We start from the raw sequence: 20020 nt of genomic DNA, 5'->3' as shown, positions 1-20020 counted from the left end.
ACGTTCATGATGAAGATCGAGTCGCGGTGGCCCTTGGTGGTGAGGAACCCGACGTCGGGCACCTGGCGGGTGACCAGCGCGTTCAGGCTCGAGGTGGTGCCGTGCGCGACGTGGTGGGTCTCCGCGAGCATCTCCTCCACCGAGCGTCCGAGCTGCTCGGCGAGCAGCTCGAGGACGTCGAGCACGCCCTGCGAGTAGTCCGGAGGGGTCGACGAGGCCTTCGCGGCGATGACCGACCCGGCATCGTCGTCGAGCACCGCGTCGGTGAACGTCCCGCCGACATCGACGCCGATCACGTAGGCCATGGCCACACTCCTCGCTGGGGCAGAGCGTGACCCGGGCCACGCATTTGACGGATGTGTTGATTGTTCGACGGGTGCGACGAGAAAGTCAAGGGTGCGGTGCGGCGCCTCCGGGTCGGCGCATGATCACCGGGCACCTGGCGGGGTCCCGGGGGTCGCCGGACCCCTCCAGGTGCCTGGTGATCACGAGCCCGGGACCGTCCACATGATCATCGGGACGTCATCGCGGTCGGCGCCGCCCCGGGACGACCATGACGTCCCGGTGATCATGAACGGACGCTCAGCGGATGACCCGCACCTCGACCGGTAGATCGATCTCGCTCCACGACGGGTCGGCGGTCACGGCCGGCGCGCCGAGGCGGCCGGCGACGGCGAGACAGCACCGATCCGCGACGGAGAGGCCGACCGGACGGCCCGCCTGCCACAGTCCGGCGGTCCGCGCCGCGTCGTCGTCGGTGAACGGTTCCGTGCGTACCCCGAGAAGGCGCATTCGCCGCACCGTGCGCTCGGCATCGACGCCGCGATGCTCGAGCTTCTGCCAGACCTCGGCGAGGTTCACCGTCGAGAGGACCGCGGTGGGCAGCCACGGCTCGACGACCTCGGCCCCCTGCTCCTCGAAGAGCCAGGCGGGCAGGGCCGATGCGTCGAGGAGCCCACGCCCCTACGGCACGCGGGCCACCACGTGGGCCTCGCCATTACCTTCCTCGTCGACGAGCACCTCGAGGTCGCCGAACGCCTCCCGCAGCTCCCCCGGCCCGGCGCGGAAGGATCCGCCTGCGTCTCCGACCGTCGAGAGCACCGACACGACGAGCAGCCCGCCGGGCGCGAGCACCTCGATCAACCCCGGGTACAACCGGGGGTCGCGGAACCGCTGGCACACCACGACGTCGACGGGCCCCCTCACGGGCAGGCCGTCGTCGAGGTCGGCGCACACCGTGGCGAGGTCGACCCGGTGCGCCGCCGCGAGCGCCGTCGTCAACCGCAGCGCCTCCGGCGAGACGTCGACCGCCGTCGTCGTGAGCCCCCGCCCGGCGAGCCACACCGCGACGGTGCCGCGCCCGCAGGCCAGGTCGAGCGCGGCCCCGTCCTCGGGAACCAGCCCCTCCCGCCCCACCAGCACCGACGGCGGGCCGGGCACGCCGGGGCCGACGGTCGCGAACCGCCGGTCCCAGCGTTCCCGATCCTGCCCGCCCATCGGGGATCAGCCCCGGCGCCGAGCCAGGGTCAGGCCGAACCGACCGGCCGGGTCGGTGACCCAGTGCGCCACCTCGAACCCGGCGTCGTCGAGCTCGCCGGCGATCCCCTCGCGCGTGAACTTCGTCGAGATCTCGGTGCGCATCTCCTCGCCCTCGGCGAACTCGACGGTGAGGTCGAGCGCGGGCACCGACACCGTCATCGCCCGCTCGGCGCGCAGCCGCATCTCGATGCGGCTCGACTGGGGCACCCAGGCCGCGACGTAGGAGAACCCGTCCACATCGAAGTCCGCCCCAAGCACCCGGTTGAGCACCGTCAGGGCGTTGAGCTCGAAGGTCGCGGTGACCCCCGCCGCGTCGTCGTAGGCCGCGACGAGCGTCTCCTCGTCCTTGATCAGGTCGGTCCCGACGAGGAAGTGCTCACCCTCGTCGAGGGTGTCCGCGAGCGCGGTGAGGAACCGGCCGCGGTCCTCGGGCTCGAAGTTGCCGATGGTGCCGCCGAGCAGGACGACCAGCCGCTCACCGACCTTCGGGACGCTGCGCAGGTCGGCGATGAAGTCCCCGACGACGCCGTGGACGGCGAGGTCCGGGTAGTTGGCGACGAGGCCGGGCACGGCGTCCTCGAGCGCGGCGGCCGAGACGTCGACCGGGACGTAGTGGCGCAACGTCCCGGCGCGCGACAGGGCGTCGAGCAGCAGCGTGGACTTGGTCGAGGAACCGGAGCCGAGCTCGACGAACGTGTCGGCCGCCGAGAGCCGCGCGATCTCCTCGGCGCCCTGCGTCAGCGCCTCGCGCTCCGCGGTGAAGGGGTAGTACTCGGGCTGCGCGGTGATCTCCTCGAAGAGCTCGGAGCCGCGGGCGTCGTAGAGCCACTGAGGGCGCAGGACCTTCGGGGTGGAGGTCAGGCCGCGGCGCGCGTCCTCGCGCAGCGCGGCGTCGGCGTCCGCCTCGGTGAGGTGGACGTCGAGGGCCGCCAGGGTCCCAGGGTTGTTCACGGTGGGGTGTCACGTCCGATCGGTTGCGGCACTGCTCCGGGCAGGGGCAGGCCTGGTACACGGCGTCGGGAACGTCGTCGGAGGGCGGCGCGGCGGCCGCGGCGATCAGGTCAGCGGGACGACCTCGGGGGTCGCGGACCGGCCGCGCACGACGACGGCGGACAGGTCCGCCACGGGCGTCCAGCCCGGGTCGTCGTCGAGGGGCTCGGAGGCGATCGTCGTGCCGTCCGGGCCGGACCGGTACGAGAGGGCGTGGTCCACCGCGGTGGCGACGAGCGTCGGCCCGCCGGCGTCGTCGGTGGTCAGCAAGAGGAGGTTCAGCCGCGAGCCGGGGGCGGCGGCGAGGGTGCGGGTGACGACGTCGAGCACGGCGTCGGCGGGGTCCTTGCCGGCGTCGAGGTGGCGGCGCACGAGCGCCCAGAGCACGGCCGAGTCGGTGGGCGCGTCGAGGGTCATGAGGGTCTCGGTGTCGAGCTCGCCCGCGAGGTCGGCCAGACTCCCCGGCCAGCCCCGCACGACGCCGTTGTGGCTGAAGATCCGGGTGCCGTCCCGGAACGGGGCGCAGGCCCCGACCGACACCGGCATCCCGACGGTGGCCGAGCGCACCGCGGCCACGAACGCGGAGCTCTCCACCGTCGTCGCGAGGTCGAGGAACGAGGCGTCGGTCCACATCGGGACCGGCGCGCGGTAGGAGTGCGCCGAGCCGTCGGGCGCGTACCAGCCGACCCCGAAGCCGTCGGCGTTCACGGTGCCGCCACCGCGCATGTCGGCGGGCGCGTAGGCCTGCACGAGCAGCGAGTGCGACGGCTCGGTCACCCGCGAGGCCACGGTCACCGGCCGCGCGCCCACGTGGGCCAGATGTCGGCACATCGGCGGTCAGGCGTCCCGCGCGCAGCGGAAGCCGGAGAAGATCTGCCGTCGGATCGGGAGGTCCCAGTTCCGGAACGTGGTCCGGGCGTTGACCGTGCCGACGCCGAACGACGAGCCCCGCAGCATCCGGAAGTCGCCGCCGAAGAACACCTCGGAGTACTCCTCGTACGGGAACGGGGCGAAGCCGGGGTAGCCCGAGAATCCCGAGTCACACCATTCCCAGACATCCCCGACGAGCTGGTGCACCCCCAGTGGCGACGCGCCGGCGGGGTAGGCGCCGACCGGGGCCGGCTGCAGGTGGCGCTGGTCGAGGTTCGCGCGCTCCGGGGTCGGGGCGTCGTCGCCCCACGGGAAGCGGCGGGTCTCCCCCGTCGTCGGGTCGTACCGGGCCGCGTACTCCCACTCGACCTCGGTGGGCAGGCGCTTGCCGGCCCACGTGGCGTAGGCCAGCGCCTCGTGGAAGCACACGTGCAGCGCGGGCTGGTCGGCGACGTCGGCGATCGCCTGCCGCTCGCCGAAGGAGGTGCGGTGCCACGCCCCGTCGAGGTGCTCCCACGTCATCGGCGCGGACCAGCCCTCGCCGGTGATGTGCGCCCAGCCGGCCTCGGACCACAGCTCGCGCCGGGTGTAGCCGCCGTCGTCGACGAAGCGGGCGTACTCGCCGTTGGTGACCGGCACGGCGTCGAGGTGGAAGGGCTCGACCTCGACGCGGTGGGCGGGCCGCTCGTTGTCGAGCGCATAGATGTCGGGGCCGGTGGCGTCGGTGCCCATCGTGAACACCCCGCCGGGGTGGAGCACCTCGGTGCCGACCAGCTTCCGGGCCCGCGACGACGCCGGGGGCTCCGGCGCGTGCAGCGCCCTCGGCCCGGCGCGCAGTTGGTGGGTGGCGAGCATCGTCTCGACGTGCTGCTGCTCGTGCTGGGCGATCATCCCGTAGACGAACCCGTCGTCGAGGAGCGCACGGCCGTCGGGGCCCGCCTGCTCGAGGATCGCCAGCGCGCGCTCGCGCACGGTCGCCCCGTAGTCCCGCGCCTCGGCCGGGTCGAGCAGGGGCAGCGCGGGGCGGCCGGCGCGGGGGTTGGTGAACGCGTCGTAGAGGTGGTCGAGGTCCTCGCGGACCCCGGGGGACGGCTCGTCGCCCGGGGTGGCACGGCGGACCAGCCACAGGTCCTCCATGTTCGCGATGTGGGCCACGTCCCAGTGCAGCGGCGACATCAGCGGGGAGTGCTGCCGGGTCAGCTCGGCGTCGTCGACCGCGTCGGTGAGCGCCTGGGTGCGCCGGCGGGCGGCGCGCAGCTCCTCGACGAGCCGGTGGCGCAGGTCGTCGGGGTAGCGGGCACCGGCCGGTGTCCGGGCGGACAGGTCGCTGGTCATGCGTGATCGCCTCCGGGCTCGAGGTGTCCGGGAAGGGGGTCGTCCGGGTAGGGGCTCTCCTCGGCGGGCCGCAGCTCGTCCTCGCCGGGCTCGCCCACCGAGGTGTCCGCGGGACTCAGTCCCCGCAGCACCCGGCGCTCGGCGACGTGCCCCACGAGGGTCGCGAGGTCGGGGTCGGTGGTGAGCAGGCGTTGGTGGGCGAGCTCGACGACGGTGCCCGCCGCGCGGCGCAGCACCCCGTCGGCGAGCCCATGGCGCGCGGCGGCGGCCCACCGGTCGGTGGCGGGGGCGACGGCGTCGCGGGCCCGGTCGAGGGTCTGCGGGTCCGACAGCAGCGCCGTGAGCACCGCGACCGGCACCGCCCACTCGTCGCCGGGCTGCTCGTCGAGATAGCGCACCTCGACGTGGCCGTGCGGGCGGACCGGCGGGAACAGCGTCGTGAGGTGGTAGTCGAGGTCCTCCCGGGTGGGACGGACGTCCAGCCCGCCGTGACCGTCGATCCAGTCGCCGAAGGTGACCGCGGGCGGGGCGCTCCACGTGTCGTCGCGCCGCACGCACAACAGGCTGGTGTCCAGCGCCCGCTCGGCCCACTCGGCGGCCGGGTCCGGGCCGAGCGCCGCCGGCGGACGGGTGCGCTCGGGGTCGAGCGTGAGCCAGCTCGCCAGGCGCGAGGACTTCCAGCCGGTGCGCCGGCCGTGCACCGCCGGGGAGTTCGCGAAGGTCGCGACGAGCGTGGGCCCGAGCTCGTGGAGGGCCTGCCAGCGGTCGGTGACCGCGGGACCGTCGCCGGCGTCGAGGCAGACCTGCACCGCCGACGTCGAGCACATCATCGTCCGGCCGTGCGGGCCGACGCGGTCGAACGCCGCCTCCATGGCCGCGTAGCGCGGGACGCGGAGGATGCGCCGCGGCGGCCGGAGGGGATCCGAGGCCCGGTCGAGGAGGACGAGGCCCTCGGCGGCGAGCAGGGAGCGGATCGCGGCGGTGTCGACGCGGATCGCGTCGACGAGGGCGGCGAGGCCCTCGAGGGGCGCGGTCGCGATCTCGACCTGGCCCCCGGGCTCGACGGTCACCGTGCTCCCGGCGGGGAGCGGGTCCGGAGGATCGGGGATCAGATGGGAGGGTCCCGCGCCGGGCTCGGCGGGGATCGAGGCGCGGAGGGTGCCCGGCGCGTGGGGGCCGAGGGCACGGAGGAGGACGGCGGGATCGAGGCGGTCGGCGGGACGGGCGGCGGAGCGGACGAGCCACTCGAGCTCGGCACCCACGAACCTCGGAGGCCCGTGCTTGAAGCAGATCGACGCGACGTAGGCCGCGGCGGCGGCGCGATCGGGGATCGGCGCGGCCGGATCCAGCTCGATCACCGGAGCAGCCATCTCCACCCTCCTTCTCGGCGGACGCCCTCGTCTGCCTCGTCCGGACCACGTACCCGCGCGCAGCGAGTGACCGGTGCCCGTCCCGGTGCTCCGGGGGTGCGGATCATGCGCCCCGCACGCCCCAGGAGCCCCGGGAAGGACGGCGATCGACGCTACACGGCGCTCCTGCGCCCTGCAGCCGTTCGCGGCCCCGCTGTTCGTCGTATCACGCACCCCCGACACCGTGGCCGTGCGTGACCGACCGGGGTCACGCCGCCGGGGCGAACTGGGTGCGGTGCAGGTCCGCGTACCGGCCACCGCGGGCCAGCAGCAGCTCGTGCGGGCCCTGCTCGACCACCCGGCCGTCCTCGACGACGGCGATGGTGTCGGCGCTGCGCACGGTGGAGAGCCGGTGGGCGATGACGATGGCCGTACGCCCGACCAGCGCCTCCGCGAGGGCCTCCTGGACCGCCACCTCCGACTCCGAGTCCAGGTGGGCCGTGGCCTCGTCGAGGATCACGACGCGGGGCGCGGCGAGCAGCAGCCGCGCGATCGTCAGGCGCTGGCGCTCCCCGCCCGAGAGCCGGTAGCCGCGCTCGCCGATCACGGTCTCGAGGCCGTCGGGGAGCTGGCGCAGCAGCGGGCCGAGCCGCGCGCGCTCGAGTGCGGTGAGCAGCTCGGCGTCGGTGGCGTCGGGCCTGGCGTAGCGCAGGTTGCCCCCCACGGTGTCGTGGAAGAGGTGGCCATCCTGGGTGACCACGCCGATCGTCGCGCGCAGGTCCGCGAAGGAGACGTCGCGCACGTCGGTCCAGCTGCCCGGCCCGCCCACCTCGACCGCTCCGGCGTCGACGTCGTAGAGGCGAGGCACCAGCGAGGCGATCGTCGACTTCCCCGCCCCCGACGGTCCGACCAGGGCGAGCATCTGCCCGGGACGGACCTCGAGGTCCACCCCGTGGAGCACCTCGGCGTTCTCCGCGGAGTCGAGGGTGGCGACCTCCTCGAGGCTCGCCAGCGAGACCTCCTCGGCGCTCGGGTAGGTGAAGCGCACCCCGTGCAGGCGGACTCCGACCGGCTCGTGCGCCGGCAGCGGGGTGGGGTCCGCTCGCTCGACGATGGACGGCGGCAGGTCGAGCACCTCGAACACCCGCTCGAAGCTCACCAGCGCGCTCATGACGTCCACGCGGGCGTTCGCGAGCTGGGTCAGCGGCCCGTAGAGGCGGGTGAGCAGCAGGGCGAGGCTGACGACGGTGCCCGCATCGATCCGCCCGGTGATCGCGAGCCACCCGCCGACCCCGTAGACCATCGCCTGGGCCAGCTGGCTGACGAGGGTCAGGCTGGTCATGAACACCCGGTTGGCCATCGCGGTGCGCACCCCGATGGCGCGCACCCGGTCGGCCCGGTCGCCGAACTCCTCCGCCTCGGCCTGCGGCCGGCCGAAGAGCTTGACCAGGGTGGCGCCGCCGGCCGAGAACCGCTCGGTCATCTGCCCGGTCATGGCCGCGTTGAGGTTGGCCGACTCGCGCTGCAGCGCGGCGATCGTCCGGCCCATCCGCCGGGCGGGCAGGATGAAGATCGGCAGCAGGACGAGCGTGAGCAGCGTCACCTGCCAGGCGAGGGTGATCATCACCGCGACGGTCAGCACGAGCTGGATGACGTTGGTGACCAGGCCCGAGAGCGTCGAGGTGAAGGCCCGCTGGGCGCCGATGACGTCGTTGTTCAGCCGGCTGACCAGCGACCCGGTGCGGGTGCGGGTGAAGAACGCCACCGGCATCGCCTGCACGTGCGAGAACACCGCACGGCGCAGGTCGTAGATCAGCCCCTCCCCGATCCGGGAGCTCATCCAGCGCTCGGCCAGCCCCGAGATCGAGTCGACGACGGCGAGCGCGGCGATCGCCGCGGCGATGACGACGACGACGCCGAACCCGTCGCGGTGCACGATCGCGTCGACGACCCGCCCGGCCAGCACCGGGACACCCACCGCGATGACGGCCGAGACCGTGGTGAGCGCGAGGAAGCCGTAGAGCATCCGGTGGTGCGCGCACGCGAAACGCCAGATGCGGCCGAGGGTGCCGCGGGGCACCGACCGCGGGAGGGAGTCCCCCCGCGACATCGACATCATCAACATCCAGGCGTTTTCCACGCCGCTCACCCCGTTCGCTCGGACCTCGGCGCCGAGCGTGCGACCTCGACGATGGTTGAGGTCAAGCGGACGAGCAGGCGCGGGTCACGACCGGCGAGTGGTGGTCCGCCGGTCCGGGCCCGAGTATCCGCGAGCGCGGGAGATCGCGCTCGCGCACGGCCGCGGCGTCAGGACTTCTTGGTGCGGGTGGCTCCGCCCCGCCCGCGCAGCGTCACGCCCGACTCCGAGAGCACCCGGTGCACGAAGCCGTAGGAGCGGCCCGTGGACTCGGCGAGGGAGCGGATGCTCGCGCCCTTCTCGTACTTCTTCTTGAGATCCGTGGCGAGCTTGTCCCGCTGGTCGCCCGTGATGCGGGCGCCCTTCTTCAGATCGGCCATGGTTGGTCCACCCCTCTCCCGGACGGTGCCCGGTGGACCCATGATGATCGTGAGAGGCGGTGTGCGCCACGGCACATTTCACATGATCGGTGAGCGGTTCCGCCGTTCGGAGCGTGATCCACCCGGGCGGCGCAGCGCTCGATCGTTCCAGCTCACGAAGGCCCTACACCACTCGGTAGCTCCGAACGGCCGAACGCTCAGGCCAGCTCGACGAGCTCGAGGTGGTCGGCCGAGAAGAGATCCTCGGTGCCGTCCGGCAGGAGGATGACGCGCTCCGGCTCGAGCGCCTCGACCGCGCCCGGGTCGTGCGTCACGAGCACGACGGCGCCCTCGTAGTGGCGCAGCGCGTCGAGGACCTTCTCCCGCGAGGCCGGGTCGAGGTTGTTGGTCGGCTCGTCGAGCAGCAGCAGGTTCGCCGCGCTCGAGACCAGCCCGGCGAGCGCCAGCCGGGTGCGCTCGCCGCCGGAGAGCGTCCCGGCCGGCTGCTCGAGCTGCTCACCGGAGAACTGGAACGCGCCGAGCAGCGTCCGCAGCTGCTGCTCCGGGGTGTCCGGGGCCGCCGAGCGGGCGTTCTGCCAGACCGTGCGGTCCATGTCGAGGGTGTCGTGCTCCTGGGCGAAGTAGCCGGTGCGCAGCCCGTGGCCGGGCGTCACCTCGCCGGTGTCCGCGGACTCGGCGCCGGCGAGGATCCGCAGCAGCGTGGTCTTCCCCGCTCCGTTGAGCCCGAGGATCACCACCCGCGAGCCGCGGTCCACCGCGAGGTCGACCCCGGTGAACACCTCGAGCGAGCCGTAGCTCTTGGACAGCCCGGACGCGGTGAGCGGGGTCTTCCCGCAGGCCTGCGGGGTCGGGAAGCGGATCGCGGCGACCCGGTCGGACACCCGCTCCTCGTCGAGGCCCTCGAGCAGCGCGGTCGCCCGGCGCTGCATCTGCTTGGCGGCCACGGCCTTCGTCGCCTTGGCGCCCATCTTCGCGGCCTGGGTCTGCAGCGCCGACGCCTTCTTCTCGGCGTTGGCGCGCTCGCGGCGGCGGCGGGCCTCGTCGTCGGCGCGGGCGCGCAGGTAGTTCTTCCAGGTCATGTTGTAGGCGTCGAGCTCGCCGCGGGTCGCGTCGAGGAACCACACCTTGTTGACGACGTCGGCGAGCAGCTCGGTGTCGTGGCTGATGACCACCACGCCGCCCTCGTGCGACGTGAGGAAGCCGCGCAGCCAGGAGATCGAGTCGGCGTCGAGGTGGTTCGTCGGCTCGTCGAGCAGCAGCGTCGTCCCGGCGTTGCCGCCGTCGCCCGACGCGGCGAAGAGGATGCGGGCGAGCTCGACCCGGCGGCGCTGACCGCCGGAGAGCGTCTCCAGCGGCTGCGCGAGCACCCGGTCGGGCAGGCCGAGGTTCGAGCAGATCCGGCCGGCCTCGCTCTCCGCGGCGTACCCGCCGAGGTCGGCGAACCGCGTCTCGAGACGGCCGTAGCGCGCGACGGCCTTGTCGCGCTCGGCGTCGTCGGCGAGCTCGGCCATCGCGGTCTGGGCCTTCTCCATGTCCCGCAGGATCTGGTCGAGGCCGCGGGCGGAGAGCACCCGGTCCTTGGCGAGCACCGAGAGGTCGCCCTCGCGCGGGTCCTGCGGCAGGTACCCGACCGGACCGGTCGAGCGGATCGCCCCGCCGTAGGGCTCGGACTCCCCCGCCAGCGCGCGCAGCGAGGTCGTCTTGCCTGCCCCGTTGCGCCCGACCAGGCCGATGCGGTCCCCCGGCTGCACGCGCAGGGTGACCCCCGCCAGCAGGACGCGGGAGCCGGCACGCAGCTCGAGATCGGACGCGGTGATCACAGGTGGGGCCTCATCGGGTCGTGGTCGCGTCGCTCCGGTGGCGACGGGTACGGCGGTCGTCGAGGGCGCCGGCGTCGGGCGCCACACCGGGAGCCGACCGCCCTCCAGTGTAGGTGAGTGCCGCGTCCGGCCCGCCGGGTGTGCGCCGGGGGGTGGCGGGGGTCGCCTGTCACGAGCGTCACCGAGGTCCCCTTCACACCCCTCGTGCCGGAGATCGGGGACACTGGTCCACATGGGCCTGTTCAGCTGGCTGCGCGGCGGCGCGTCGGGCAACGGGGTGGGTGCCGACGGCCGGCGCCAGGTCCTCGACCGCGAGGGCGGCCCCGCCGACCTCGAGCACCTGCGCTCGTTCGCCCGCGCCCGGACCGGGGTGGAGTTCTTCGTCGAGCCGGAGACCACCGCGACCGACACGACCGTGGTGGCGGTGGCCGTCGACGGCGAGTGGACCCGACGTCGGGTCGGGACCCCCCGGGCCGCGGAGCGCCTGGCCCGCAAGTGCGGCGTGCCGATCCACGACGTGACAGTCACCGGCTATCCGCAGTCGATGCGGGACTGGAACGCGCGTGCCAAGCGTGATCGCGAGACGCTGCGCGCGTGGGACCGCGAGATGGGCACCGGCCGGGACTGAGGCGGGCCGACCTGCTGGTCGCCGGCGGCGGACCCGCCGGCTGGTCGGCCGCGCACGCCTGCGCCCGGCGCGGGCTCGACGTCGTCCTCGTCGACCCCCGGCCGGACCGCACCTGGCGTCACACCTACGGCGCCTGGTGCCACGAGCTGCCCGACGGGCTCGCCCCGGGGGTCGTGGCCGCCCACGACGTCGGGTGGGCCATCGCCCGGCACGCCCACTGGCTCGACGACGAGTACGCGATCCTCGACACGCCCGCGCTGCAGCGGGCGCTGCACGACGACGGGGTGCGGGTGGTCCGGGGCCGGGTGGTCGCCGCCTCGGAAGGTCGGGCGGTGCTGGCCGACGGGACCGGGATCCCGGCCGAGGTCGTGGCCGACGCGACCGGGGCCGTGCAGGCGCTGTCGACCCGCTCCGACCGGGCCCGGCGCGCGGAGCAGACCGCGGTCGGCGTCGTCGTCGACGAGGCCACGGCGGCGCGGGTCACCGACGGGCGGCTGCTGTTCATGGACTGGCGGCCGCGGCACGGCCGGCCGGGGTGGCCGACGTTCCTCTACGCCGTGCCCCTCGGGGGCGGCCGGGTGCTGCTCGAGGAGACCTCCCTCGCCCGCCGGCCCGGCCTGCCCCTGCCCGAGCTCACCGACCGGTTGTGCCGTCGGCTGCGCGCGGCCGGGCTGCGCGAGTCCGAGATTCCGCTCGACGACCCGGCGCGCGTCGAGCACGTGCGCTTCCCCGTCGACACCCCGGCCCACGGCTCCCCCGACGGCGTCGTCGCCCTCGGCGCCGCGGCACCCCTCGTCCACCCGGCGTCCGGGTTCTCGGTGGCCCGCTCGTTGCGGGTCGCCACTCGACTGGCTGATGCGCTCGCCACTCGATCGGATGATCTTGCGGATGTCGACACCGCCGATCGAGTGGCCCGCGCCCGGCAGGCCACGCGCGGCCGTGCGGCCGGGGTGGTGCACGGGATGCGCCGCCGAGGGCTCGACGTCCTCCTGCGCCTGCCCCCCGGTGAGGTGCCCGAGTTCTTCGACCGCTTCTTCTCGCTCCCCGCGACCCACCGGCGCGCCTACCTGGGCTCCGACGGGTCGGACGACGACGTCCTCCGGGCGATGCGGGCGATGCTGTGCGTGTTCGCACGTCTCAACCCGCGGCTGCGTGGGCATCTCGTCGCCGGAGCCCTGTGTGGGCCCGGTGCTGCGCCGCCCGACTGACGGGTGACGTGCATGACCGCGGCCGACCGGAGGGTCGAGTGCACCCGTTCGGGCCTACCGCGCTAGAGTGCGGCCCCTCCGGTACACGTTCGTTCCAGTACGTCCGGACAGGTCCCCTGAGATCGGAGCACACCATGGGTGCCTACCAGCTCGTCGCCGTCGGTACCGACGGGTCCGAGTCCTCGTTCCGCGCCGTCGACCGGGCGGCCACCGTCGCCGCCGACTCCTCGGCGCGGCTGCTCATCATCTGCGCCTACCACCCCGCCAAGAACACCGGGTCGGCCGAGCAGCAGCTCGGTGAGGACGCCGCGTACCACGTGGTCGGGTCCACCCCCGCCGAGGAGACGCTGCGCGACGCGAAGGAGCGCGCCTCCTCCAAGGGTGTCGGCGAGGTCGAGACGCTGGCCGTCGAGGGCGACCCGGTCGAGGTCGTCACCGACGTCGTCAACGACCGCAAGGCCGACCTGCTCGTCATCGGCAACCGCGGGCTGAACAGCCTCTCCGGCCGTCTGCTCGGCTCGGTCCCGCAGGGCATCTCGCGGAAGGCGCCGACGGACGTCCTCATCGTCCACACGACGTGAGCCCGTCGTCGTCGGGCGACGCCGCCGCGGGCCGTTGGGGCGAGGCCCAGCGCGAGGTCGAGGACTTCCTGCTGGGCGGTGAGCGCTTCCTGCGGCGCGCGGACGTCGCGGCGCGGGCGGGGGTCGGGCTCGAGCAGACCGCACGGCTGTGGAGTGCGCTCGGCTTCCCGCGCGTCCCCGACGACGTCACCGCGTTCGGCCAGGCCGACCTCGACGCGCTCGCCCTGGTCGAGGAGCTGCTCGGCGACGAGTCGCTCGACGAGGCCGAGGCCCTGGCCATCGCCCGGACGCTCGGCCAGAGCATGGCCCGGCTCGCGGAGTGGCAGGCCAACCTGCTGCGGCGCACCATCGCCGAGCGCGGCTCGCCGGACGACCCGGACGCCGTCGTCGACTCCGTCCGCACGCTCGTCCCGTTGCTCGAGAAGCTGCAGGCCTACACCTGGCGGCGGCACCTCACCGTGACGGCCGGGCGCATGATGTCCGCGATCTCCGGCGAGCCCGGCGAGGACGACGACGGGCGCGCCACGCTGACCACCGTCGGCTTCGCGGACCTCGTCGGCTTCACCGCCCTGTCCCGGGCGGTCGACGCGGACGAGCTGCGCTCGCTGCTGGAGCGCTTCGAGAGCGTCAGCACGGACGTGGTGTCACGCCACGGCGGGCGGATCGTGAAGACCCTCGGCGACGAGGTGCTCTTCGTGTGCGCCGACGTGGCCGAGGCGGTCGAGATCGCGTTCGACCTCCACCGCGAGGTCCCCGACGACGACGGCCGCCTGACGCTGCGGATCGGGCTGGCCCACGGCGAGGTCCTCCCCCGCTACGGCGACGTGTACGGGCCGGTGGTGAACATCGCGAGCCGGCTGACCTCGCACGCCCGGCCGGGCACGACGCTGCTCGACGACGAGCTCACCGACGCCGTCCGCGACCAGGGCCTCGACGTCGAACTGCGCACCGTTCCGCCGTTGAGCGTCCGCGGCTACAAGCACCTCAAGCCGCACGTGGTTCGACGCCGTTCGAGCTGACGCTCTCGTGCGTCACGCTCTCGTGCGTCACGCACACGGCTGACCCGGGTCGGCCACGCCCACGAATCGCTGGTGCGTCGCGCACACGGCCAGCAGGGATAGACCATCCCCACGGAGCGATCGTGCGTCACGCACACGGCCGACCCCGGCGCGAGCAGCGTTGACCGCCGGGGGCGTCACGCCCCCGGGTCGCTCCACGGGGAAGTCACCAGCCCCTGGGGGCCAGGACGGATCGGAACGGCCCGGCCTGATCAAGCCGTGCGCGGCGCGCACGAGAAGTCCGCTGTCATGTGTTCGTCGCTCCAACCGTGTGCGTCACGCACAGGGGGTCACGAGCAGAGCGCGAGATGTGACCCGAGCCCGTCGGACCGTGGCCGGTCGACGACGGCCATGTCGAGACGTCATAGGTGTGAGGCGCACCTACACCGTGAAGCCGAGCGCCCGGAGCTGCTCGCGGCCGTCGTCGGTGATCTTGTCCGGGCCCCACGGCGGCATCCACACCCAGTTGATGCGGACGTCGTCCACGAGCCCGCCGCCGGGCCCCGAGGTGAGGGCCGCGCGGGACTGGTCCTCGATGACGTCGGTCAGCGGGCAGGCCGCCGAGGTCAGCGTCATGTCGAGGGTCGCGACGGTGCCCGCGTCCTCCGCGTGCACATCGATGCCGTAGAGCAGGCCCAGATCGACGACGTTGATCCCCAGCTCGGGGTCGACGACGTCGCGCATCGCCTCCTCGAGGTCGTCGATCGACGGCGCGTCGGCCTTCGGGGCCGGCGCCTCGGGCATGCCCTCGGCGCCACGGGTCTCGGTCATGCCTGTCCCTCCAGCTCGGGAGCGTTGTCGTCAGCCTGGGCCACCGCGTCCTTGAACGCCAACCAACCCAGCAGCGCGCACTTCACCCGCGCCGGGTAGGCCGCCACCCCCGCGAACGCCACCGCGTCGTCGAGGACGTCCTCGTCGGGCTCGACCTTCCCACGGCCCTGCACCATCTTCTGGTACTCGGCCAGGACGTCGAAGGAGTCCCCGACGGTGTGCCCGACGACGAGGTCGTTCAGCACCGACGTCGCGGCCTGGCTGATCGAGCAGCCCAGGGCGTCGTAGGAGACGTCGACCACCTTGGCGTCGCGGCCGGAGCCGTCGAGGTGGACCCGCAGCGTCACCTCGTCGCCGCAGGTCGGGTTCACGTGGTGGACCTCGGCGTCGAACGGGTCGCGCAGACCGCGGCCGTGCGGGTTGCGGTAGTGGTCCAGGATGATCTCCTGGTACATCGACTCGAGCTTCACGGCGTCATCCCTCCTCTACAGAGCAACGCCACCGGTGGCGAAAAAATCCTGCACGCGACGCACGCCGTCGAGCAGGGCCGCCACCTCGTCGAGTGTGTTGTAGACGTGGAAGCTCGCGCGGATCGAGCTCTGGACCCCGAACGCGCGGTGCAGCGGCCACGCGCAGTGGTGCCCGACACGCACGGCGATGCCGGAGTCGTCGAGGACCTGCGAGGCGTCGTGCGGGTGCACGCCGTCGATCTCGAACGACACCGCTCCCCCGCGCGCCTCGGTGGTGCGCGGCCCGATGATCGTCACGCCGTCGATGGCGGCCAGGCCCTCGAGCGTGGCCGCGGTCAGCTCGTTCTCGTGGGCGTGGACGTTCGCCATCCCGATCTCGGTGAGGTAGTCCACGGCGGCACCGAGCCCGACGGCCTGCGAGGTCATCGGGACGCCGGCCTCGAATCGGGCCGGCGGCGCCGCGTAGGTCGAGCCCTCCATGCGCACCAGCTCGATCATCGACCCGCCGGTGAGGAACGGCGGCATCGCCTCGAGCAGCTCGCGCCGCCCGTAGAGCACGCCGATCCCCGACGGGCCGAGCATCTTGTGGCCGGAGAACGCCGCGAAGTCCACGCCGAGGGCGTGCACGTCGACCGGCGTGTGCGGCACCGACTGGCACGCGTCGAGCACCGTGTACGCCCCGACCGCCCGGGCGCGCTCCACCAGCGTGGCCACCGGCGGGACGGTGCCCAGAACGTTGGACTGGTGGGTGAAGGCCACGATCTTCGTGCGCTCGTTGATCACCGACTGCGCCTCGGGCGAGTCGAGGTCGAGCCGCCCGTCGGGCTGGACGGAGAACCAGCGCAGCGTGGCCCCGGTGCGTCGGCAGAGCTCCTGCCAGGGCACGAGGTTGGCGTGGTGCTCCATCTCGGTCACCACGACCTCGTCGCCCGGGCCGACCCTGAAACGACGGCTCGCGGCATCGTCGCTGAACGCCGCGTTCGACATCGAGTACGCGACGAGGTTGAGCGCCTCGGTCGCGTTCTTGGTGAACACGATCTCGGAGGTCTCGATGCCGGGGTCGGCGCCGATGAACGTCGCGATCCGGGAGCGCGCCGACTCGTAGGCGTCGGTCGCCTCCTCGGAGAGCGCGTGCGCGCCACGGTGCACCGCGGCGTTGGACGTCTCGAGGAAGGTCCGCTCGGCGTCGAGCACCTGGCGCGGACGCTGCGACGTCGCGCCGGAGTCCAGGTAGATCAGCGGCTTCCCGTCGCGGACGGTGCGGCTCAGGATGGGGAAGTCCGCGCGGATCGTCGAGACATCCAGGCTCCTGGTCGCACCCAGGGTGGTGGGTGCGAGTGCGGTCATGCCGGCTGCTCCTCCTTGGACCCGGTGAAGCGCTCGTAGCCGTTCTCCTCGAGCTCCTCGGCGAGCTCGGGGCCGCCGGACTCGGCGACCCGGCCGTTCACGAACACGTGCACCCTGTCCGGCGCGATGTAGCGCAGGATCCGGGTGTAGTGGGTGATCAGCAGGACCCCGACGTCGGAGGACGCCTTGTAGTCGTTCACTCCCTTGGACACCACGCGCAGGGCGTCGACGTCGAGTCCGGAGTCGGTCTCGTCGAGCACCGCGAACCGCGGCTTGAGCAGGGCGAGCTGCAGCACCTCGTGGCGCTTCTTCTCACCGCCGGAGAAGCCCTCGTTGACCGAGCGCTCGGCGAAGGACGGGTCGATCTCGAGGTCGGTCATCGCGTTCTTGACCTCCTTGACCCAGTGGCGCACCTTCGGTGCCTCGCCACGGGTCGCGGTGGCCGCGGAGCGCAGGAAGTTCGACATCGAGACGCCGGGCACCTCGACGGGGTACTGCATCGCGAGGAAGAGCCCGGCGCGGGCACGCTCGTCGACCGCCATCGCCAGGACGTCCTCGCCGTCGAGGAGCACCTGGCCCTGGGTGACGGTGTACTTCGGGTGGCCCGCGATGGAGTAGGCCAGCGTGGACTTGCCGGAACCGTTCGGGCCCATGATCGCGTGGGTCTCGTCGGAGTTCACGGTCAGGTCGACGCCGCGCAGGATCTCCTTGGGACCGGACTCGGTCTCGACCTCGACGTGCAGGTCGCGGATCTCGAGGGTGGACATCAAGCCTCTTTCGACGAAAGCGTCTGTGGTGGTGGGGACGGCGGCCGGCGGCTACGTACCGATGGCTTCGAGCTCGGTCTCGACGGCCGCCTCGAGCCGGTCGCGCAGCGCGGGCACGCGGATCTTCTGGATGACCTCGCCGAAGAACCCGCGCACGACGAGCCGGCGTGCCTGCGCCTCGGGGATGCCGCGCGATTGGAGATAGAAAAGTTGCTCGTCGTCGAATCGTCCCGTCGCCGACGCGTGCCCGGCCCCGAGGATCTCGCCGGTCTCGATCTCGAGGTTCGGCACGGAGTCCGCGCGGGCGTTGTCGGTCAGCAACAGGTTGCGGTTGAGCTCGTAGGTGTCGGTGCCCTCGGCCGCCTTGCGGATGAGCACGTCGCCGACCCACACGGTGTGCGCGGCCTTGTCGCCGTCCGCACCCTGCAGCGCGCCCTTGTACATGACCCGCGAGCGGCAGTTCGGCACCGAGTGGTCGACGAGCAGGCGCTGCTCGAAGTGCTGCCCGCCGTCGGCGAAGTACAGCCCGTCGAGCTCGGCGTCGCCGCCGGGCGCCCGGTAGTTGACCACCGGCGAGAGCCGGACCAGGTCGCCGCCGAGCGTCACCGACGTGTGCCGGATCGTCGCGTCGCGCCCCACCGAGACGTGCTGGGCGCCGACGTACACGGCGTCGTCGGCCCAGTCGTGCACCTCGATGATCTCGAGCTTCGCGCCGTCGGAGACGACGAACTCGGTGTTCGCGGCGACCGTGCCCGAGCCACGGTGGTCGAGGACCACGACGGCCTCCGCATGGTGGGAGAGCCGCAGCTGCAGGTGCGCGTAGGTCGAGACGCCCTCGCCGGGGCCGGTCACCGTGATCGTCAGCGGCTCGTCGTCCGAGCGCGCCTCGTTCACCGTGATCACGTGGGCCTGCTCGAACGCCGACCAGGCCTGCGCCGCGACACGGTCGGCGGGGATGCCGCCGTCGCCGAGGCGCGGGTCGTCGCGGCCCACGGTCTCGTGCCGGACGCCGCCCAGGTCTGAGGACGCGGCGTCGCCGAACCCGGAGACCACCGAGACGTCGATCGCGCCGGCCGCGGTCGCCGAGCCGTCGTGCAGCCCGCGCAGGCGACGCAGCGGCGTGAAGCGCCACTGCTCCTCGCGCCCGCGCGGGACCTCGAAGGCCTCGACGTCGTAGGACGTGAAGCGCTCCTCCCACGGCGCCACGGCCGGCTGGGCCGTCTTGATGCCCGGGTCCACGTCGAGGACCGGGGAACCGGGGGCGTCGATGACGCCGCCCCCGCTGTGGGCGACAGGCTCGTCGCTCATCCGACAGCGCCCTCCATCTGCAGCTCGATCAGGCGGTTGAGCTCGAGCGCGTACTCCATGGGCAGCTCGCGCGCGATGGGCTCGACGAACCCGCGCACGATCATCGCCATGGCCTCGTCCTCGGTGAGGCCGCGGGACATCAGGTAGAAGAGCTGGTCCTCGCTGACCTTCGAGACGGTCGCCTCGTGGCCCATCGTCACGTCGTCCTCGCGGACGTCGACGTAGGGATAGGTGTCGCTACGGCTGATCGTGTCGACCAGCAGCGCATCGCACTTCACCGTCGACCGCGAGTGGTGCGCGCCCTTGTTCACGCGGACCAGGCCGCGGTAACTCGTCCGGCCGCCACCGCGCGCCACCGACTTCGAGATGATCGTCGACGAGGTGTGCGGAGCCAGGTGCACCATCTTGGCGCCGGCGTCCTGGTGCTGCCCCTCGCCGGAGAACGCCACCGAGAGCACCTCGCCCTTGGCGTGCGGGCCCATCAGCCAGACGGCAGGGTACTTCATGGTCACCTTGGAGCCGATGTTGCCGTCGACCCACTCCATCGTCGCGCCCTCTTCGGCCTTGGCGCGCTTGGTGACCAGGTTGTAGACGTTGTTCGACCAGTTCTGGATGGTCGTGTAACGGCAGCGGCCGCCCTTCTTCACGATGATCTCGACGACCGCGGAGTGCAGCGAGTCCGACGAGTAGATCGGCGCCGTGCAGCCCTCGACGTAGTGGACGTAGGCGTCCTCGTCGACGATGATCAGCGTCCGCTCGAACTGGCCCATGTTCTCGGTGTTGATCCGGAAGTAGGCCTGCAACGGGATGTCGACCTTGACGCCCTTGGGCACGTAGATGAACGAGCCGCCGGACCACACCGCGGAGTTCAGCGCGGAGAACTTGTTGTCGCCGGCCGGGATCACCGAGCCGAAGTACTCCTTGAACACATCCTCGTGCTCGCGCAAGCCGGTGTCGGTGTCGAGGAAGATGACGCCTTGCTCCTCGAGGTCTTCGCGGATTTTGTGATAGACGACCTCGGACTCGTACTGGGCGGCCACGCCGGAGACCAGCCGCTGCTTCTCGGCCTCGGGGATGCCAAGACGGTCGTAGGTGGTCTTGATCTCCGGCGGCAGGTCGTCCCAGCTCGCCGCCTGCTTCTCCGTCGACCGGACGAAGTACTTGATGTTGTCGAAGTCGATGCCCGACAGGTCCGAGCCCCAGTGCGGCATCGGCTTCTTGTAGAACAGCTTCAGACCCTTCAGGCGCAGCTGGAGCATCCAGTCGGGCTCGTCCTTCTTGGCCGAGATGTCACGCACCACGGCCTCGTTGAGCCCGCGCTGTGCGATCGCGCCGGCCGCGTCGGAGTCAGCCCAGCCGAACTTGTAGCGGTCGAGGCCGTCGAGCTCCGGGCGTGCGAGGTCGGTCATGAAGTAGTCCTTCCGGACGGGTTGCTGGTGCTGAGGTCCTGGCGGGCAGTGAT

General features: G+C 72.7%; 19 protein-coding genes and 1 pseudogene. 4 read left to right on the top strand and 16 right to left on the bottom strand.

Features of this window, described 5'->3' with window-relative positions; genetic code table 11:
- The 10 genes and pseudogenes from VGH76_RS16970 to VGH76_RS16925 form a co-directional block, all read right to left on the bottom strand.
- Positions 1 to 305: hydantoinase/oxoprolinase N-terminal domain-containing protein (locus VGH76_RS16970; RefSeq protein WP_331557877.1), on the bottom strand; the 305-nt coding region annotated here is incomplete at its 3' end.
- 277 nt (positions 306 to 582) lie between these two features.
- Positions 583 to 942: pseudogene (locus VGH76_RS16965) on the bottom strand (PIN domain-containing protein); the annotation flags it as partial.
- Between the two features lie 21 nt (positions 943 to 963).
- On the bottom strand, positions 964 to 1497 hold the full coding sequence (locus VGH76_RS16960) for a class I SAM-dependent methyltransferase (protein ID WP_331557876.1): 534 nt from the start codon (positions 1495 to 1497) through the stop codon (positions 964 to 966).
- 6 nt (positions 1498 to 1503) lie between these two features.
- Positions 1504 to 2490, bottom strand: coding sequence for an L-histidine N(alpha)-methyltransferase (egtD, locus tag VGH76_RS16955; RefSeq protein ID WP_331557875.1), 987 nt, complete (start codon positions 2488 to 2490; stop codon positions 1504 to 1506).
- 105 nt (positions 2491 to 2595) lie between these two features.
- The gene (gene egtC, locus VGH76_RS16950) at positions 2596 to 3360 is read right to left on the bottom strand and encodes an ergothioneine biosynthesis protein EgtC (protein WP_331557874.1); all 765 of its coding nucleotides are present in this window, start codon (positions 3358 to 3360) and stop codon (positions 2596 to 2598) included.
- Between the two features lie 6 nt (positions 3361 to 3366).
- Positions 3367 to 4734 carry an ergothioneine biosynthesis protein EgtB gene (egtB, locus tag VGH76_RS16945; RefSeq protein WP_331557873.1) on the bottom strand — a complete coding sequence of 456 codons (1368 nt, stop codon included), beginning with the start codon at positions 4732 to 4734 and terminating at the stop codon, positions 3367 to 3369.
- On the bottom strand, positions 4731 to 6104 hold the full coding sequence (gene egtA, locus VGH76_RS16940) for an ergothioneine biosynthesis glutamate--cysteine ligase EgtA (protein WP_331557872.1): 1374 nt from the start codon (positions 6102 to 6104) through the stop codon (positions 4731 to 4733). Before egtA ends, egtB begins: the two co-directional genes overlap by 4 nt.
- A 247-nt stretch (positions 6105 to 6351) precedes the next feature.
- Entirely contained in the window at positions 6352 to 8223 is a 1872-nt protein-coding gene (locus VGH76_RS16935) for an ABC transporter ATP-binding protein (protein WP_414637746.1), read from the bottom strand.
- 167 nt (positions 8224 to 8390) lie between these two features.
- Positions 8391 to 8600, bottom strand: coding sequence for a helix-turn-helix domain-containing protein (locus VGH76_RS16930; protein WP_169183063.1), 210 nt, complete (start codon positions 8598 to 8600; stop codon positions 8391 to 8393).
- A gap of 197 nt (positions 8601 to 8797) precedes the next feature.
- The gene (locus VGH76_RS16925) at positions 8798 to 10420 is read right to left on the bottom strand and encodes an ABC-F family ATP-binding cassette domain-containing protein (protein WP_331557871.1); all 1623 of its coding nucleotides are present in this window, start codon (positions 10418 to 10420) and stop codon (positions 8798 to 8800) included.
- Positions 10421 to 10652: 232 nt separating this feature from the next.
- On the opposite strand from VGH76_RS16925, the gene VGH76_RS16920 reads away from it, so the two are divergent.
- The 4 genes from VGH76_RS16920 to VGH76_RS16905 all read left to right on the top strand — a co-directional run bounded on the left by VGH76_RS16920 (position 10653) and on the right by VGH76_RS16905 (position 13856).
- A complete protein-coding gene (locus VGH76_RS16920; RefSeq protein ID WP_331557870.1) occupies positions 10653 to 11048 on the top strand; it encodes a hypothetical protein in 396 nt (131 codons plus the stop codon).
- Complete coding sequence (locus VGH76_RS16915; RefSeq protein WP_331557869.1) at positions 11015 to 12256, top strand: lycopene cyclase family protein; 1242 nt, start codon at positions 11015 to 11017, stop codon at positions 12254 to 12256. Before VGH76_RS16920 ends, VGH76_RS16915 begins: the two co-directional genes overlap by 34 nt.
- Before the next feature lie 134 nt (positions 12257 to 12390).
- Positions 12391 to 12837 (top strand): universal stress protein, encoded by a 447-nt coding sequence (locus VGH76_RS16910; protein ID WP_331557868.1) that lies wholly within the window; start codon positions 12391 to 12393, stop codon positions 12835 to 12837.
- Positions 12834 to 13856 (top strand): adenylate/guanylate cyclase domain-containing protein, encoded by a 1023-nt coding sequence (locus VGH76_RS16905; RefSeq protein ID WP_331557867.1) that lies wholly within the window; start codon positions 12834 to 12836, stop codon positions 13854 to 13856. Before VGH76_RS16910 ends, VGH76_RS16905 begins: the two co-directional genes overlap by 4 nt.
- A 420-nt stretch (positions 13857 to 14276) precedes the next feature.
- Here the strand turns inward: VGH76_RS16905 and VGH76_RS16900 are convergent, their stop codons facing one another.
- Genes VGH76_RS16900 through sufB form a run of 6 tightly spaced genes read right to left on the bottom strand, consistent with a single transcriptional unit; the run spans position 14277 to position 19967 of the window.
- Positions 14277 to 14666 (bottom strand): metal-sulfur cluster assembly factor, encoded by a 390-nt coding sequence (locus tag VGH76_RS16900; RefSeq protein WP_331557866.1) that lies wholly within the window; start codon positions 14664 to 14666, stop codon positions 14277 to 14279.
- Positions 14663 to 15136, bottom strand: a complete 474-nt coding sequence (sufU, locus tag VGH76_RS16895) for a Fe-S cluster assembly sulfur transfer protein SufU (protein WP_331557865.1) — start codon at positions 15134 to 15136, stop codon at positions 14663 to 14665. Before sufU ends, VGH76_RS16900 begins: the two co-directional genes overlap by 4 nt.
- A 15-nt stretch (positions 15137 to 15151) precedes the next feature.
- The gene (locus VGH76_RS16890) at positions 15152 to 16483 is read right to left on the bottom strand and encodes a cysteine desulfurase (RefSeq protein WP_331557864.1); all 1332 of its coding nucleotides are present in this window, start codon (positions 16481 to 16483) and stop codon (positions 15152 to 15154) included.
- Positions 16480 to 17250, bottom strand: a complete 771-nt coding sequence (sufC, locus tag VGH76_RS16885) for a Fe-S cluster assembly ATPase SufC (protein ID WP_331557863.1) — start codon at positions 17248 to 17250, stop codon at positions 16480 to 16482. The genes VGH76_RS16890 and sufC overlap by 4 nt, the downstream gene beginning before the upstream one ends.
- A 51-nt stretch (positions 17251 to 17301) precedes the next feature.
- Positions 17302 to 18558: a Fe-S cluster assembly protein SufD gene (sufD, locus tag VGH76_RS16880; protein WP_331557862.1), complete on the bottom strand. Its 1257-nt coding sequence runs from the start codon at positions 18556 to 18558 to the stop codon at positions 17302 to 17304.
- Complete coding sequence (sufB, locus tag VGH76_RS16875) at positions 18555 to 19967, bottom strand: Fe-S cluster assembly protein SufB (RefSeq protein WP_331557861.1); 1413 nt, start codon at positions 19965 to 19967, stop codon at positions 18555 to 18557. Before sufB ends, sufD begins: the two co-directional genes overlap by 4 nt.
- Positions 19968 to 20020 lie beyond the last annotated feature (53 nt).

The organism is Actinomycetospora sp. (assembly GCF_036497585.1).
Classification (GTDB): Bacteria; Actinomycetota; Actinomycetes; order Mycobacteriales; family Pseudonocardiaceae; genus Actinomycetospora.
This window is presented reverse-complemented; position numbering and strand designations above follow the sequence as displayed.

Coding starts and splice junctions, on each gene's coding strand:
- VGH76_RS16960 (WP_331557876.1), bottom strand. CDS start 1,497: ATGGGCGGGCAGGATCGGGAACGCTGGGACCGGCGGTTCGCGACCGTC.
- egtC (WP_331557874.1), bottom strand. CDS start 3,360: ATGTGCCGACATCTGGCCCACGTGGGCGCGCGGCCGGTGACCGTGGCC.
- egtB (WP_331557873.1), bottom strand. CDS start 4,734: ATGACCAGCGACCTGTCCGCCCGGACACCGGCCGGTGCCCGCTACCCC.
- egtA (WP_331557872.1), bottom strand. CDS start 6,104: ATGGCTGCTCCGGTGATCGAGCTGGATCCGGCCGCGCCGATCCCCGAT.
- VGH76_RS16930 (WP_169183063.1), bottom strand. CDS start 8,600: ATGGCCGATCTGAAGAAGGGCGCCCGCATCACGGGCGACCAGCGGGAC.
- VGH76_RS16920 (WP_331557870.1), top strand. CDS start 10,653: ATGGGCCTGTTCAGCTGGCTGCGCGGCGGCGCGTCGGGCAACGGGGTG.
- VGH76_RS16910 (WP_331557868.1), top strand. CDS start 12,391: ATGGGTGCCTACCAGCTCGTCGCCGTCGGTACCGACGGGTCCGAGTCC.
- VGH76_RS16900 (WP_331557866.1), bottom strand. CDS start 14,666: ATGACCGAGACCCGTGGCGCCGAGGGCATGCCCGAGGCGCCGGCCCCG.
- VGH76_RS16890 (WP_331557864.1), bottom strand. CDS start 16,483: ATGACCGCACTCGCACCCACCACCCTGGGTGCGACCAGGAGCCTGGAT.
- sufC (WP_331557863.1), bottom strand. CDS start 17,250: ATGTCCACCCTCGAGATCCGCGACCTGCACGTCGAGGTCGAGACCGAG.
- sufD (WP_331557862.1), bottom strand. CDS start 18,558: ATGAGCGACGAGCCTGTCGCCCACAGCGGGGGCGGCGTCATCGACGCC.
- sufB (WP_331557861.1), bottom strand. CDS start 19,967: ATGACCGACCTCGCACGCCCGGAGCTCGACGGCCTCGACCGCTACAAG.